This window comes from Nocardioides sp. (assembly GCF_014360585.1).
Lineage (GTDB): Bacteria > Actinomycetota > Actinomycetes > Propionibacteriales > Nocardioidaceae > Nocardioides.
In genome coordinates this window covers 1-14,510 of sequence record NZ_JACIXG010000033.1, presented here as the reverse complement: position 1 = coordinate 14,510, position 14,510 = coordinate 1, and the positions used below count along the sequence as shown (strand labels likewise).

Below are 14,510 nucleotides of genomic sequence, written 5' to 3'. Positions count from 1 at the left end.
CTCCTGCATGGCAGCACAGGCATTGAGACCTCGGCGAGCGACCCAATCTTGGGGTGTCCTCTCAGCGGGCAAATCAACTAGTCCCAGGTCGGGTCAGACTGAGCGGTGGGGGCGGCAGGGAGCCGAGGAACGAGGTCGTGATCGCGCTACCCCCGGGCATGCACTCAGAGGCCATCTCACCATCAGGCCTGAGCGTCAGTCGCGCTAGCAGGGCAATCAGTGGTGCGTGGTTCCTTTTGGCCGCCAAGCCCTTGCATCAGAACGCCGAGAACTCGTTTCGCAACCTGTTCTGCAGAGGGGCGGCTGTCTTCAACTGCGTGATACAGACCGGCGACTGTGATGGCCCCAAAGATCGCCAGGGATGCCTCTTCTGGGTGGGGCTGCACGTGTAGCGATCCGTCGGCGGCGCCTTCGGCAAGGAGTTGTTCGATGGGACGGCGGAATGCTTCTTGGAGGGCGTGAGCGAGCGCAGGAAGTCTGGTGGCTCGGCCGAGGTCACCAACGAGCGCCCGACATGCGGCGGGCTGGTCGAGCATCACGGCGATCTGGGCTTGGACCGCAGCTTCGAGGCGGACGCGGGCGCTTCCGGTGGCCCCAACAGCTGCCGCTACCTCGCCAGCAATTGCCTCGAGCATGTCGGTGAGGAGGAAGGCGAGGATCTCATCCTTACCGGTGAAGTAGTAATAGAGGGTTGCGCGAGGGATGCCGGAGGCAGCCGCGATTTCGTCCATCTTGGCCTCGGCGACTCCGCGCTCGGCGATCAGTTCCGCGGCTCCGTAGAGCTTGCTTGCGATGGAGGCAGGCAGTTGCCGCATCTCCACACACCTTTCCGGACGAGTGACACTGCGTATTCGGAGGGTATCGACAGCAGCCTCAGCCTATGTTGTACTGCGAGTACAAACTCAAGATACAAGTCATGGAGGCATCCGTGGATGCTGGGGCGCCGGGTCGTCTGGCCCGTTTGTGCACGGCGGGAATCCGTTTCCCGCGTCTGGTCGTCGTCGGCTGGTTGGTCGCGGCTGCAGCGGTCACTCTCGGCCTGCCGTCGCTGCCGTCGGTGGTCGAGCGCAGCAGTGCGGCCTTTCTGCCCGAGGACGCGCCGACGTTGACCGCGTTGCACGACATGGACGAGGCGTTCGGCTCGGGGCGCACCGAGTCATTTGCCTACATCGTGTTCCGCAACGAGAACGGCCTGAGCGCGGCTGACACGCTTGCGTATCGCGACCTGGTTCGCACCCTGGGTGCGAACCAGGAGCGGGTCTCCGAAGTGCAGCACTTCGTCGGCAACAAGGACGCGCGGCGACACTTGGTCAGCAAGGACGGCCAGGCGGCCTACCTGGTGGCCGGGCTGACCAGTGGCATCGGATCGCCGGACTCCGAACAGGACATCCACTGGCTGCGAGAACGGGTCGCCGACCTGTCTTTGCCCCGTGGCAGCAGCGCGTATGTGACCGGGGACCCAGCGATGATCACCGACCTGACCACCGAGGTGAACGAGGCCTCGGTACGGATCACGGTGGTCTCCGGGCTGCTGCTGGTCATCATCTTGTTGATCATCTACCGCCGCGTCACCACTGTACTGGTTTCCCTGGTATCGATCGGGGTGGCACTGGCGTGCGCGCGGGGAGTGCTGGCATGGGCCGGGATGCAAGGAATGTCGCTGTCGACCTACACCGACGCGTTCGTAACCGCCATCGTGCTCGGCGCTGGCACTGACTACTGCGTGTTCTTGATCAGCAGATTCCGCGAGGCATACGGGCGCGGAGTCGACGCGCTGCCGGCCGTCGAGGAGGCAGCCACCAGAGTAGGACCGGCGTTGGTGGCGTCCGCCGGAACGGTCATCCTCGCCGCGATATGTCTGGGATTCACCAAGCTGGCCATCTTCTCCACCACCGGACCGCCGATGGCGATCTGCGTCGCGGTCACCGTTGCGGTGAGTCTGACCTTCACGCCCGCGCTGATGGTCTGGTTCGGCCCCAGGATCGGGCCGGCGCGCACGCCAGCACCGACGTCGGCGTGGTCACGCGTCGGCCGCCTCGTGGCGCGCCGACCGGTCCGGGTGCTTGTTGCCGGTACCGCCGTGTTGGTTGTGCTTGCCGCGTTCCTTCCGACGATGGTGATCTCCTACGACCAGCGGAACTCCCAGCCGCCCGACACGCCGAGCAACAAGGGGTTGGCGGTGCTGGAGGACCACTTCCCTCGCAACGAGACCCTCCCGGACTACCTGCTGCTGGAGTCCACACATGACATGCGCAATTCGAAGGATCTGGCAGTCCTCAACGAGGTCAGCCGAGCCGTGGCCAAGGTCGATGGTGTTTCCAGCGTCCGGAGCATCACCCAGCCGGCAGGTGAGCCACTAGAACCAGCGTCGATCGCGCGACAGCTCAAGCGCCTCGCCACCGGGCTGGGTCGGGCCAGCGATGGCTTGGAGGAGGGTCAGCCCGATCTCGAACGCCTCTCCTCGGGCAGCGCCCAGCTAGCCGACGCGATCAGCCGGGTGGCCGACGGCGCCGGCCGCGCCCAAGGCGGCGCCGACCGACTTGCGAACGGAACCAGCGATCTCGCCAACGGTCTCGGCCGCGCTACCGAGGGCACGCGTGACGCAGCGCACGGCGCCCGCCAGTTGCAGACCGGCGCTGCCGCCTTGGCCACAGGCATCCAAACCGCTCACGACCAAGTCACCGTGGTCGTGAGTAGCATCGGCCTGATCGTCCAGGCACTCGACCGCGACCTGCTGTGCACCACAGACCCGATCTGCCGCAGGTCCAGGGAAGGACTTGCCGACATCCACCGCGGCATGAAGGATGAACTCCTCCCAGGACTGCAGGAGGCAGCCAACGGAGCGAACTTGATCGCCCGCAAACAAGGAAGCCTCGCCGATGGCCTCAACGATCTCGCCTCCGGGTTGAGCCAGGCCGAGCGGGGTGCCGACCGGATCACCGAAGGACAGCGCCTTCTGCGCGCGCGTCTAGGGCAGATGGCGGACGGCACCTCCCAGATCGCTGAGAACGCCGAGGCCTTTGCGCCGGGGATCAAGGACCTCATCCGCCAGACCAAGGAACTCGCCCAGAACCTGGAGACCTCTGAGTCCTACCTGCGCACGGTCAACCGTCAGGCCGACACACCAGAGGCTGGTGGCTTCTACCTGCCCGCGAGCGCCCTAGACGACCAGCGCTTCGCCTACGCCCGCAGCGTATTCCTGAGCCCCGATGGCCGCGTTGCCCGCATCCAGGTAACCGGTGACTCAGATCCTCTTAGCCCGGATGGGCTGCGCCGCTTCGAAGAATCCCAGGCAGCCGCTGAAAACGCGTTGAATCGGACACGTCTCGAAGGCGCAACCGTCAGCGGCACCGGGGCCGCTGGACTCGGCGCCGACCTGAACCGCTATCTGTACGAAGACGCGAAACTCGTGCTCGCGGCGGTGCTTCTGATCGTCCTGCTCCTCCTCATCATCGCCCTGCGCTCCCTGGCCGCGCCGCTATACCTGCTCGCCTCTGTAGCGCTATCCTGCGCCGCGGCCCTTGGCCTGACAACACTGGTCTTCCAAGGCATCCTTGGCCACGACATCCAGTTTGCCGTCCCAGTGATCACGTTCGTGCTGCTCGTCGCCGTTGGCGCCGACTACAACATCCTGCTCATGAGCCGAATGCGCGAGAACGGCACCACCCTGACTCGAGGCGCCGTTGCCGAAGCAGTGACCCTGACCGGCCCGGTGATCACATCCGCAGGAATCATCTTTGCGAGCACCTTCATCGCGCTGCTCACCTCTCCCGTGGTCACGCTTGTCGAGACTGGTTTCGCCGTCGCAGCCGGACTGCTGCTCGATACCTTCGTAGTCCGCAGCCTCATCGTTCCCGCCTGTGCCGCCCTGCTTGAGGACCACAACTGGTGGCCTGCCCGCCAGATCCGGAACCCTGGGCTTAAGGGAACACAGATCAGAAAAGCCAGCTCGGCCTAGTACATACGTTCATGCATGCATGTACGCTTCGGGCATGAAGGTAGCTACGCGACGACCGCGAAAACAAGCCGAACGCTCGGCCACCACCCGACGCGCGCTGTTGGACGCGACCATCGCCTGCCTTGCCGACCTGGGATATGCCGGCACCACCAGTGTCGCCGTGGCGGAGCGAGCCGGGCTGTCCCGCGGGGCCCAACTGCACCACTTCGGAACCCGTGACCAACTCGTGGTAGCCGCCGTCGAGCACTTAGCGCAAGAACGCATGCGCAGGGTGCGGACGGAGATGTCTCGGATCGCACCACAAGGGGCCCAACTCCAGAAGTTGACGACGGTCACCCAGGAACGCGAAGCGGCGTTGGGTTTGCTAGCTGAGGCCCTGTCCGGACCGTTGTACGCGGCCAGTCTCGAGCTCTGGGTGGCCGCGCGCTCAGACCCCGGCTTGCGTAAGGAGCTGGTCCCAGCCGAGGAGCGTGTCAACGCGGAGCTCGCTGAGATCTGTCGCACCTATATCAGCGACGACCCGATCGAAGTGCGCTTGACCTTGGACCTTGTCCTCGGACGGGGTGTCGCACGGCTGTTGACGCCACATCCCGATCGGCAAGCAGAACTGCTCACCGCCTGGGCACGCCTTCTGAACGGCAGCACCCGTGGCTGACCTTCAAGCACTCATGACTGCGTTGCAGCAAAGAATCGGCCCCCATCCAGATGGCGCGCACCTGCCGGCCCACCACGAGCAATGCCTGGGCTGCGGCGTTGACAACCCTCATGGCCATCACTTAAGCGTGCATCGCGAAGGCGATCTCGTGGTGGCCACCCACATCTTCGACGATCGCCACGTGGGCGCACCCGGCATCGCGCACGGCGGCGCGGTCGCCACCGTCCTTGACGACCTCTACGGCTTCCTGCTCTACCTGGTCGGAGAACCAGCTGTCACTCGCCAACTGGTGGTCGAATACCTCGCGCCGGTCCTGATCGGGACGACATACCGACTCGAGGCCCGGGTAGATCGGCGCGAGGGCCGTAAGCTGTTCGTGAACGCCAAGGTGACCGCACTCGACGGGCGAACCGCCGCCACATCGACGGCTGTGTTCGTTACAGTCGACGCCGAGCACTTCGCTCAGGCACGCCCGAGCTCCGCTATCTGAGGCGATCCACAACGCTAGCCAATGCCCCTGTGGCATGGCCAGGCTGGATGAGAAGACCCTCGCCCGCACTCGGCGCGTTGCACCACGCGGGCTATGAGCGGGGAGCGCACGAGGGCACCGCGGCGGTGACCAGCGGGCGGAAGGTACCGGGAGACGCCCGCCTGACTGTCGGTATATGACAATCGGATCCTTCGATCGGGTTCCTGCCCACGGATCCGCGGTCAGTCATGGGCGAAGGTGATGTTAGGCAGGATCTTCCGCAGCGAGGCGGGGGTGTACCAGGCGGCCTTGCCGGTAAGGCGAAGCATGACCGGTAGGAGGACGAGCCGGACGAGGAAGGCGTCGAGGAGGACGGCGAGGCCGAGGACGACGCCCATTTCTTTGGGCGGGATGGGGCCGGAGAGGGCGAAGGTGAAGAAGACCGCGACCATGACCGCGCCGGCGGCGAAGATGACCCGGCCGGAGTGGGCAAGTGAGCCGATCATGGCGTGCTTGGGGTCCCCGGAGCGCTCGTAGTGCTCCTTGGCCGAGGCGAGCAGGAACACGGTGTAGTCCATCGCGATGGCGAAGATCATGGCGAAGAAGAACACCGGCGCCCAGGCGTCGAGGAAGCCCTGTGGTTCGAAGCCGAGCAGGTCGGCGCCGTGTCCCTCCTGGAAGATCAGCCGGGCGACACCGAACGCCGCCGCGGTGGAGAGCAGGCTGGCGAGGGTGCCGAGTAGGGAGATGAGCGGGGCCTGCAGTGCGATGAGGAGCAGCATGAAGCCGAGGACGAGCACGACGCCGATGACCAGCGGGGTGGACTCGTCGAGCTGCGCCTTGAGATCGAGGTTCTCCACGGGGGCGCCCCCGAGGACGGCGGAGTCGGGGAGGTCTGCGCGGAGCCGGTCGACGGTGTCGCTGAGTGCGGGGTCGGAGGGGTCCACGGAGGGAACGGCCTGGATCAGCACCAGTCCACTGTCGTCGGCAGCCGGCATCGGAGGCATGGCAGCGGCGATGCCGGGGTCGTCCTTGAGTGCTGCGCTGGCGGCCGAGGCGTCGGTGTCGTCGGTGATGATCTGCAAAGTACCGGGGGCGCCGGTGCCGAAGGCGTCTTGGACCTGGCTGTAGCCGACTCGGGCAGAAGCGTCCTCGGGCAGCACCTTGATGGAGGGCATGGCGGTCTTCAGGCCGAGGATCGGGGCGGCGAGGGCGAGCAGGATGACCGTGGCGAGGAGGCCCCAGGCAACGGGGCGCTTCCAGAGTCGCTCGCCCCAGGCGGCGAATGCCGAGGAACGGTGCTCACCAGCGCGGGACCAGGGCAGTGCGAGCTTGTTGATTCGGTCGTCGAGGCCGAACAGCACCAGCGGCAGCAGGGTGAGGGTGGCGGCTAGGACGAAGACCACCGAGAGCATGATGCCGCCGGCCATGGAGCGGAAGGAGGGCGAGGGCACCAGCATGACCGCGGACAGCGAGACGAGGACGGTGAGGCCGGAGAGCAGCACGGCCTTGCCTGCGGTGTCCATGGTCTGGGCGATAGCCCACTGTCGGTCTTCGCGGGTGTCGGGGCGGCCGGCGGCGCGGTTAGCCTCGCGGCGTACGGCGCGGGCGGCGCGGTAGCGCACGACCAAGAAGAGGGCGTAGTCGATGCCCAGGGCGAGCGCGAACATCATTGCGAAGTTCATGGCCCAGATGGAGACGGGCACGAGCTCGTTGATCAGCACCAGGGAACCGGCCGAGGCGACAAGGCCGGCCAGGGTGAGGATCAGTGGGAGTCCGGCGGCCACGAGGGCGCCGAAGGCGAGTACCAAGATGGCCAGGGTGACCGGCCAGGACATGAACTCCGACTTCAGCATGGCGTCGAGGTTGGCCTCGTTGAAGTCGCTCCATAGCAGCGAGGACCCAGTTGGGTTGACCTCGACGGTGTCGGTGGAGAGGTTTTGAAGTTCGGCCTTGAGGTCGGTGGCGACGCGGACCATCTCGTTGGTGTCGGCGCCTGCGCCGGCCAGAACGATCGCGGTGGAGCCGTCCTGGGAGAGGGTGGCTCCCGGCGTGGGTGCGAGGACGTCGGCGATGCGCGGTTCGGCCTCGAGGATGTCGGTGACCTCGGCGAGGACCTGCTGGCCCTCACCTTCGGTGACCGGTCCGTCGGTGGAGCGGACTACGACCTGGATGGCGGATGAGGCGTTGCCGCCGAAGTGTTCTCGTGCGAGTTCGCGAGCCTGCACAGACTCTGAGCCGTTGGCCTGCCAGCCGGCACCGGAGAGGTTGTGCTCGACCTGAGGGGCGAAGGCGCCGAGGCCGACGATGGTCAACAGCCAGACCACGGTGACGAGTTTGGCGTGTTCGGTGACCCAGATCCCCAGACGTCCCAAGGGGCCGGCGGTGGTAGGTGGCGGGGTTGAGGGCCCGGCCGTGGGGCTGGAGGCCGTGGTGGTGCTCATGCAGGTTCCGTTCCGTGTGTGATGGACAAGCTTGGATACGTGAGACTTGGGATACGCGGACTTGAATGCGTGGGGCCGGGTTCAGGCGAGCGCGGGCAGCGCCTGGGTCGCGGTGTAGATGGCGACGCCGAGGACCAGGACGGTGAATGCCGCCTGGAGCCGGCCGGTGTCGACCCGGTCGGCCAGTCGTGCTCCGGCCACGGCTGCCGCCGCGGAGACCGCGGTCAAGACGATGACGGCCGTCCAGTCCGGCTGGACACCGGAACCGGATCGGACGGCGAGGGCGGCGGCGCTGGTGATGGTGATGACGACCAGCGAGGTGCCTGCGGCGTACTCGATGGGAAGCGCGAGCGCCAACAGGAGTGCTGGGACGACCAAGAAGCCGCCGCCGACGCCGAGGAACCCGGTCAGGGCGCCGACGATCGTGGCGGTGCCCAGTACCTTCAGCGCCCGGGGGCACTGGCAGGCGAAGGTCGGGCTGAACGTGATGATCGGGTCATCTAGGGCGGGGCGGGCGGCATGCCCCGCGGCACTGTCCTGACTGTCCTGGCTGCTCTGACTGTCCTGACCGTGACGTATCTGACGCCACGCCAGGATCACACCGACCAGCAGCATCAGGGCAGCGAAGGCGGCCAGCAAGAGATCCTCAGGGACGCGGGAAGATGCCGCCGCTCCCAGCACCGCTCCGCCGGTGGCGACCAGCCCGAAGACGAACCCGCGGCCGAGCAGCACGTTGCCTTCCCGGTGGGCAGCGGCGGCCCCGATCAGGGAGGTGAGGCCGACCACGACCAGCGATCCAGTGGTCGCCTGGGCGGGTGACTGGTCGAGCAGGTAGATCAGCACCGGTACGGCCAGGATCGATCCGCCACCTCCGAGCGCCCCCAAGGAGAGCCCGATGAGCGCACCGGCGGCTGCGGCGAGGAGCAGGGTCATCTCAGGCGTGGGACCCGTCGGGGTCTTCCCCGGGGGTGACCATGTGCAGGCCGACCTTTTCTGCGTTCTCGAATGAGTCGTGAATCGCGACCGGGGTGCGGTCTGCGGCAGCGATGAAGGAGGCAGCGATCGAGGAGCGGTAGCCGCTGGCACAGTGCACCCACACCTCACCGGCCGGTATCTCCTCGAGGCGGTAGGGCACCTCGTGGATCGGGATGTTGAGGGCCCCGGCGATCGCGGTTCCCTCGTGCTCATCGGTGCGGCGCACGTCGAGCACGACCACCTCGCGGTGATGGCGCACCTGCGCCAGGTCGGCGAAGGTGGCAGTGGGGAAGCTGCCGAGCTCTGCATCGGCCCAGTTCTGCGGACCGCCGGTGGCGTGGGCGGCCGGTCGGTCGATGCCGATACGAACCAGCTCGCGCTGAGCGGTGGCGACGTCCTCGGCGGTCTCCCCGAGCAGGGTCACCGGGGTGCCCCACTCGATGAGCCAGCCCAGATAGGTCGAGAAGGCGCCGTCGAGACCGAAGTTGAACGTGCCTGGGGCGTGCCCGGCAGCGAAGGCCTTGCGGTTGCGAAGGTCGAGGACCCACTCGCCCGCCTCGATACGGCGGCGCAGCTCTGTCGCATCGGCTTCTCGAATAGGGGAAAGGTCCGGTGCGTCTGGGCCGGCGGCGTTGGCGGGGCCCATGTGCACGTAGTAGGCCGGCCATGCACCCAGCCCGTCCAGCAGCTCGCGGACGTAGGTCTCCTCATCCTGAGTCAGCACGGGGTTGGACCGCTTCTCCTGTCCGATGGTGGAGGCGGTGGCGTCGGACTGGGTCGCGGAGCAGAACGAGCCGAACCCATGGGTCGGGTAGACCTCGGCGTCGTCGGGCAGCTCAGCGGCGAGCTTGTGGGCGGAGGCGTGCTGGTGGCGCACGAGCTCGCCTGTGTGCTCCTCACCGAGCAGGTCCGGTCTGCCGGTGGCGCCGTAAAGCAGGGAGCCACCGGTGAACACGGCGTACGGCTCCTCCCCGTCAGGCCCATCGAGAGAGAGGGCGTAGGAGAGGTGGGTGAAGGTGTGGCCGGGAGTGGCGATCGCCCGGACCCGCATCCGCGAGCCCACCTCGACGGCTTGACCATCGGTGATCGAGGTGCGGTCGAAGGAGACCTCGTCCTCGCCATTGACCAGATACGCCGCGCCGGTGGCCCGTGCGAGCGCCAGGCCGCCGGTGACGTAGTCGTTGTGGATGTGGGTCTCGAAGACGTGGGTCAGCCGGACCTCGTCGGCCTCCAGCACTTCCAGCACCCGGTCGATGTCGCGCTGCGGGTCGATGACGAGGGCGATCTCGCCGTCGTGCACGACGTAGGTGCGGTCGCCCAGGGAGGGGGTCTCCAGAGTGCGTACGGTCACGCCTGTGACCGGGCGCTGCTGCGCTTCCCCCGTCGCCGAAGCAGGGGCGACGGACTCGTTGTTCCCGGATGCAGTGTTCGTGATGTTCGAGGGCTCGTTCATGGTTCGCCTCACTTCTGGGTCGATCGCCCGGAGCGGATCCAGGCGCTGGTTCCGCCGGCGACGTTCGTCGCGTCGTAGCCGGCTGCGGTCAGAACCTCGGTCATCGCGCGGCTGCGGTTGCCCGAGGCGCACACCAAGTGCACTGGACGTTTGCGGTCGATCTCACCGAGCCGGGTCGTCAGCTGACTCATTGGGATGTTGACCGCGCCGGGGACGTGGCCACGGCGGTACTCGGCGGGCTCTCGCACGTCGATCAGGGTCGCGCCCTGCTCGAGGGCCGAGGCAAGGTGCTCGACGGTGGTCTCACGCATGAAAGGGAACTCCTTGGGCGAATCGGCTCGTGGCTGCCACTTCAATCTAACCCCCCGGGGGGTTACGATTCGAGCGTAACAGAACCCCCATGGGGGATGTACAGTTGATGGTGCAGACCACTCACCCATGCAGTGATCGGTACCCGGGAGGGAACGGCCCATGACGAAGTACACGCTCCAGATCACGGTGAACCGCCCCTACGAGGAGGCGGTCGAGGCGGTGCGCGGCGAGCTTGCCGCCGCCGGGTTCGGCATCCTCACCGAGATTGACCTCAAGGCAACGCTGAAGGCCAAGCTCGACGTCGATGTCGCCCCGCAGGTCATCCTGGGCGCGTGTCGCCCCCAGCTGGCCCACCAGGCACTTCAAGCCGAACCGTCCATCGCCGCCCTGCTGCCCTGCAACGTGGTCGTGCGTGCCCTCGACGACACAACCACGGTCGTCGAGGCCTTCGACCCCGACGCGATGATGTCTATCGCCGGCCAGGCCGGCGACACACTCCGCACTGTCGCGACCGACGCACGGCAGCGCCTGACTGCGGCCCTGGCCGCCCTGGAGAACAACTGATGGACCTCGAACCCACCGAGATCAAAGCGATCATCACCCGAATGAAGCGCGCGAACGGACACCTCGCCAGCGTCATCCGGATGATGGAGGAAGGCTCCGACTGCGAGTCGGTGCTGACCCAGTTGGCCGCTGTCAACAAGGCCCTCTCCCGCGCCGGCTACGCCATCGTTGCCACCGGACTGCAGCAGTGCCTCGAACAGAGCGAGGAAGGGCTGGAGGACGTGGACGTCAAGAAGATGGAGAAGCTGTTCCTCGCCCTCGCCTGAGCAAGGCCGACGACCAACGTCGAGACCAGATGCCGGCCTCCGGCTCGAGCCACCAACAGCCGGTTCGATGACCTCCTCAACGACGGACGATGACTCAGCCGTTTGCACCGTCTCGACCATTTGAGGTCATCGGACTCGTTCGAGACCGACAGTCCGGCCGCGCTGGCCACTCGGGCCACGCGGTTTGTATCGATAAGCAGCCGTGCTGCGTCTACCGATACAAACCCACCACCATTGGAGGACTGATGAAACTCAACATGGGACGCGCAGACCGCTCCATCCGCCTGTTCGTCATCGCGCCGGTACTCGTTGTCGCGGGGATCATCCTTGGCCCGCTCGGTGCACTGTCACTCATCTTCTACGCGCTCGCGGCGGTCATGGCCGCAACCTCCGCGGTCGGCACCTGTCCGCTGTATCTGCCGTTCGGGATCCGCACCCTCGGCCGCGCAGGACGCTCGCCCTCGGCCCCCACCGCGGCGGGTGAATCTCGCCGTTGAGTTCAGACCTCCTCGACCAGCTGGTTGCGGAACTCCCGCGGCTTGGGGCCTACGCCTGGTCGGTCACCGGTGACCGTCACAGAGCCGAGGACCTGGCGCAGGAGACACTCGCCCGTGCTCTTGAACGTCGCGAGACCTACCGGCACGAAGCGCCTCTGGGAGCGTGGCTGCGCGGCATCCTCCACAACCTCGCCATCGATCAGGGGCGCCGCCAGCGGGAAACGCCCCGCGAGGACGTCGCAGCCTTGGCCGATGCGGCCTGGCGCGACGACAGCTGGACCGTGGACGCCGCGGTTGTGATCGAGCGCGCAGAGTCAGCCGACGAGCTGCGCGACGCATTGTTGGCCCTCCCCTTCATCTACCGGTCCGCGGTCGTGCTCCACGACATGGAAGGCCTCACCGTGCCCGTGATCGCCTCGATCCAGTCCATCTCCCTGGCTGCCGCCAAGCAACGTCTGCGTCGCGGACGGATGATGCTGGTCACCGCCTTGGCAGAGCTGAAGTCTCGCCCCCTGGATCAACTGCCGTTGCGCTGTTGGGACGCTCGCTCCCAAGTCAGCGCCTACATCGACAACGAACTCTCGGCCGCGAAACGCCCACGGCTAGAAGCGCACCTCGCCAGCTGCCCGACCTGCCCTCCGATCTACGCCAGCTTGGTCGGTGTCACCGCTGCCCTAGGCGCGCTCGCCGACGAGGCCGCACTAGGTTCGAACCAGGTCCAACGGGTCCGTGAAGCGCTGCAGCGGCAACGCAAGGATCGGGCCGACGCATGATCTGCCCCTGGGGTCTGGTTCGCGGACCCCTTGCAGAGGGAATACGGATGTACGTACATTTGCATCGACGGTACGTGGACCTTCCACCTAAGGCAGGGCCCACCATCACGAAGCTCCTGTGCAGGAGGCGACATGCGGGGAAATGGCGGCCAGCGGTCCACCGGCCCTGCCCGGGCTGTTGACCGCCAAAGCCCGATGCCGCTATGGGCTCAGGTCAAGGACGATGTCGAGCGACGCCTACGTCGAGGTGAGTTCAACGAGTCGTTCCCGGGGGAGATGGTGCTGGTCCAGGAGTACGCGGTCAGCCGACACACGGTGCGCGAGGCGCTTCGTCGGCTGCGTGAGAGCGGCCTTGTCGATGCCGCCCGTGGCCGAACACCGAAGGTCGCAAACACTGAGATCACTCAGCCCCAAGGCACCTTGTACAGCCTGTTCGCCTCCGTCGAAGCGTCAGGACGTCGCCAGCACAGCATCGTGCGCACACTCGACGCGCGCGCTGACGCGACCGTGGCCACCAGGCTCGGAGTCGAGGAATCAACGCCTCTGATCTACCTGGAACGGATTCGCCTTATCGATGAGGAACCGCTCGCGATGGACCGCGTGTGGCTGCCCGCTCGGCTGGCTGCGCCGCTGCTCGAAGCAGACCTCACCCAAACCTCCCTTTACGAGGCGCTCGACCGTCGGTGCAATCTTCGGCTGACCGGTGGCCGAGAAGAGGTCCGCGCTGTGGTGCCGACCTCGGCAGAGCGAGTCCTGCTCGGGATCCCCGATAACACCGCGGCACTCTCGATCGACCGGACCGGCGAACTGCGAGGGCAGCCCATCGAGTGGCGTCGGACCATCGTGCGAGGCGACCGCTTCAGCCTGGTCACCGACTTCACCCGCCCTGACCAAGTCTCGGTCACGGTTTCTGACCGCCGCCATTCCATGACCTCCTAATGCACGCCGACCTAATGCACGCCGACGAGATCAACACCAGCAAGCAGACGATCGACGGCATATACCTGCCATGCGCCTTCGACCGGTGAGGAGCTGAACATGACCACTACCACCCCTCGAACCAGCCAGGCGTTGAAACCCAAAACTCCGCGCACGCCGTTGGGCCGCCAACTAGTCCGCATACTCACGACCACGGATCACAAGCTGATCGGCAAGATGTACCTGGTCACGTCGTTCGCCTGGTTCCTCGGCGGCGGCGTGATGGCGCTGCTGATGCGCTCGGAGCTGGCGTTCCCGGGTCAGCAGGTCGTCAACGACGAGCTGTTCAACCAGCTGTTCACGATGCACGGCACGATCATGCTGCTGCTCTTCGCTACACCGCTGTTTATCGGCTTCGCCAACGTGATCATGCCGCTGCAGATCGGCGCGCCCGACGTCGCCTTCCCGCGGCTCAACATGTTCAGCTACTGGCTCTACCTCTTCGGTGGCCTGATCGCGGCCAGCGGCTTCCTCACCCCGACCGGCGCGGCCGACTTCGGCTGGTTCGCCTACACACCGCTCTCCAGCGCGCAATACTCGCCGGGCGTCGGTGGCGACCTGTGGATCATGGGCCTCTACATGAGCGGTCTGGGCACCATCCTCGGCTCGGTCAACTTCATCACCACGATCATCGCCATGCGCGCGCCGGGCATGACCATGTTCCGGATGCCGATCTTCACCTGGAACGTGTTGGTCACCGCACTGCTCGTGCTGATCGCGTTCCCGATCCTTGCCGCGGCGCTGCTGATGCTCGAGTCCGACCGACAGTTCGGCACCCACGTCTTCGACACCGCCCATGGCGGACCGATCCTGTGGCAACACCTGTTCTGGTTCTTCGGTCACCCCGAGGTCTACATCATCGCGCTGCCGTTCTTCGGGATCATCTCCGAGATCCTCCCGGTCTTCAGCCGCAAGCCGATCTTCGGCTACGTCGGTCTGGTGGCCGCGACCCTCGGCATCGGAGTCCTCTCGGTGGCGGTGTGGGCGCACCACATGTTCGTGACCGGTGCGGTCAACCTTCCGTTCTTCTCCGGGATGAGCTTCCTGATCGCGGTGCCGACAGGCGTGAAGTTCTTCAACTGGATCGGCACGATGTGGGGCGGGTCGGTCAGCTTCGACACCCCGATGCTGTGGTCGATCGGCTTCCTGACGACCTTCCTCTTCGG

Annotated in this window: 14 protein-coding genes; 9 read left to right on the top strand and 5 right to left on the bottom strand. The window is 66.3% G+C overall.

The features are described from left to right. Positions 1–182 precede the first annotated feature (182 nt). Complete coding sequence (locus H5T77_RS12845) at positions 183–815, bottom strand: TetR/AcrR family transcriptional regulator (protein ID WP_008362719.1); 633 nt, start codon at positions 813–815, stop codon at positions 183–185. Between the two features lie 101 nt (positions 816–916). On the opposite strand from H5T77_RS12845, the gene H5T77_RS12840 reads away from it, so the two are divergent. The 3 genes from H5T77_RS12840 to H5T77_RS12830 are packed head-to-tail and all read left to right on the top strand — an operon-like array spanning position 917 to position 5,103. Then, the gene (locus H5T77_RS12840) at positions 917–3,958 is read left to right on the top strand and encodes an MMPL family transporter (protein ID WP_141782166.1); all 3,042 of its coding nucleotides are present in this window, start codon (positions 917–919) and stop codon (positions 3,956–3,958) included. 34 nt (positions 3,959–3,992) lie between these two features. Beyond that, positions 3,993–4,613, top strand: coding sequence for a TetR/AcrR family transcriptional regulator (locus tag H5T77_RS12835; RefSeq protein ID WP_170225267.1), 621 nt, complete (start codon positions 3,993–3,995; stop codon positions 4,611–4,613). Positions 4,614–4,626: 13 nt separating this feature from the next. Continuing rightward, a complete protein-coding gene (locus tag H5T77_RS12830) occupies positions 4,627–5,103 on the top strand; it encodes a PaaI family thioesterase (RefSeq protein ID WP_008362722.1) in 477 nt (158 codons plus the stop codon). A gap of 221 nt (positions 5,104–5,324) precedes the next feature. Here the strand turns inward: H5T77_RS12830 and H5T77_RS12825 are convergent, their stop codons facing one another. The 4 genes from H5T77_RS12825 to H5T77_RS12810 all read right to left on the bottom strand — a co-directional run bounded on the left by H5T77_RS12825 (position 5,325) and on the right by H5T77_RS12810 (position 10,265). Beyond that, positions 5,325–7,526, bottom strand: coding sequence for an MMPL family transporter (locus H5T77_RS12825; protein WP_008362723.1), 2,202 nt, complete (start codon positions 7,524–7,526; stop codon positions 5,325–5,327). An 81-nt stretch (positions 7,527–7,607) separates the two neighbouring features. After that, positions 7,608–8,459: a sulfite exporter TauE/SafE family protein gene (locus H5T77_RS12820; protein WP_008362724.1), complete on the bottom strand. Its 852-nt coding sequence runs from the start codon at positions 8,457–8,459 to the stop codon at positions 7,608–7,610. A 1-nt stretch (position 8,460) separates the two neighbouring features. Beyond that, positions 8,461–9,954, bottom strand: coding sequence for an MBL fold metallo-hydrolase (locus H5T77_RS12815; RefSeq protein ID WP_008362725.1), 1,494 nt, complete (start codon positions 9,952–9,954; stop codon positions 8,461–8,463). A gap of 8 nt (positions 9,955–9,962) precedes the next feature. Continuing rightward, on the bottom strand, positions 9,963–10,265 hold the full coding sequence (locus tag H5T77_RS12810; protein WP_008362726.1) for a rhodanese-like domain-containing protein: 303 nt from the start codon (positions 10,263–10,265) through the stop codon (positions 9,963–9,965). Positions 10,266–10,425: 160 nt separating this feature from the next. Here H5T77_RS12810 and H5T77_RS12805 point away from each other — a divergent pair, with 160 nt between their 5' ends. The 6 genes from H5T77_RS12805 to H5T77_RS12780 form a co-directional block, all read left to right on the top strand. Next, entirely contained in the window at positions 10,426–10,830 is a 405-nt protein-coding gene (locus tag H5T77_RS12805; protein ID WP_292649796.1) for a DUF302 domain-containing protein, read from the top strand. After that, positions 10,830–11,096 (top strand): metal-sensitive transcriptional regulator, encoded by a 267-nt coding sequence (locus tag H5T77_RS12800; RefSeq protein ID WP_008362732.1) that lies wholly within the window; start codon positions 10,830–10,832, stop codon positions 11,094–11,096. Before H5T77_RS12805 ends, H5T77_RS12800 begins: the two co-directional genes overlap by 1 nt. A 245-nt stretch (positions 11,097–11,341) precedes the next feature. Further along, positions 11,342–11,593, top strand: coding sequence for a YgaP family membrane protein (locus tag H5T77_RS12795; protein ID WP_008362733.1), 252 nt, complete (start codon positions 11,342–11,344; stop codon positions 11,591–11,593). Continuing rightward, on the top strand, positions 11,590–12,366 hold the full coding sequence (locus H5T77_RS12790; protein WP_008362735.1) for a sigma-70 family RNA polymerase sigma factor: 777 nt from the start codon (positions 11,590–11,592) through the stop codon (positions 12,364–12,366). The genes H5T77_RS12795 and H5T77_RS12790 overlap by 4 nt, the downstream gene beginning before the upstream one ends. A gap of 132 nt (positions 12,367–12,498) precedes the next feature. Then, positions 12,499–13,305 carry a GntR family transcriptional regulator gene (locus tag H5T77_RS12785; RefSeq protein WP_246088255.1) on the top strand — a complete coding sequence of 269 codons (807 nt, stop codon included), beginning with the start codon at positions 12,499–12,501 and terminating at the stop codon, positions 13,303–13,305. A gap of 99 nt (positions 13,306–13,404) precedes the next feature. Beyond that, on the top strand, positions 13,405–14,510 hold a 1,106-nt coding region (locus tag H5T77_RS12780), incomplete at its 3' end, for a cbb3-type cytochrome c oxidase subunit I (RefSeq protein WP_292649791.1).

Excerpts from the sequence above, each read along its gene's own strand:
- H5T77_RS12845 (WP_008362719.1), bottom strand. The coding sequence starts at position 815 with ATGCGGCAACTGCCTGCCTCCATCGCAAGCAAGCTCTACGGAGCCGCG.
- H5T77_RS12840 (WP_141782166.1), top strand. The coding sequence starts at position 917 with ATGGAGGCATCCGTGGATGCTGGGGCGCCGGGTCGTCTGGCCCGTTTG.
- H5T77_RS12835 (WP_170225267.1), top strand. The coding sequence starts at position 3,993 with ATGAAGGTAGCTACGCGACGACCGCGAAAACAAGCCGAACGCTCGGCC.
- H5T77_RS12830 (WP_008362722.1), top strand. The coding sequence starts at position 4,627 with ATGACTGCGTTGCAGCAAAGAATCGGCCCCCATCCAGATGGCGCGCAC.
- H5T77_RS12825 (WP_008362723.1), bottom strand. The coding sequence starts at position 7,526 with ATGAGCACCACCACGGCCTCCAGCCCCACGGCCGGGCCCTCAACCCCG.
- H5T77_RS12820 (WP_008362724.1), bottom strand. The coding sequence starts at position 8,459 with ATGACCCTGCTCCTCGCCGCAGCCGCCGGTGCGCTCATCGGGCTCTCC.
- H5T77_RS12815 (WP_008362725.1), bottom strand. The coding sequence starts at position 9,954 with ATGAACGAGCCCTCGAACATCACGAACACTGCATCCGGGAACAACGAG.
- H5T77_RS12810 (WP_008362726.1), bottom strand. The coding sequence starts at position 10,265 with ATGCGTGAGACCACCGTCGAGCACCTTGCCTCGGCCCTCGAGCAGGGC.
- H5T77_RS12805 (WP_292649796.1), top strand. The coding sequence starts at position 10,426 with ATGACGAAGTACACGCTCCAGATCACGGTGAACCGCCCCTACGAGGAG.
- H5T77_RS12800 (WP_008362732.1), top strand. The coding sequence starts at position 10,830 with ATGGACCTCGAACCCACCGAGATCAAAGCGATCATCACCCGAATGAAG.
- H5T77_RS12795 (WP_008362733.1), top strand. The coding sequence starts at position 11,342 with ATGAAACTCAACATGGGACGCGCAGACCGCTCCATCCGCCTGTTCGTC.
- H5T77_RS12785 (WP_246088255.1), top strand. The coding sequence starts at position 12,499 with ATGCGGGGAAATGGCGGCCAGCGGTCCACCGGCCCTGCCCGGGCTGTT.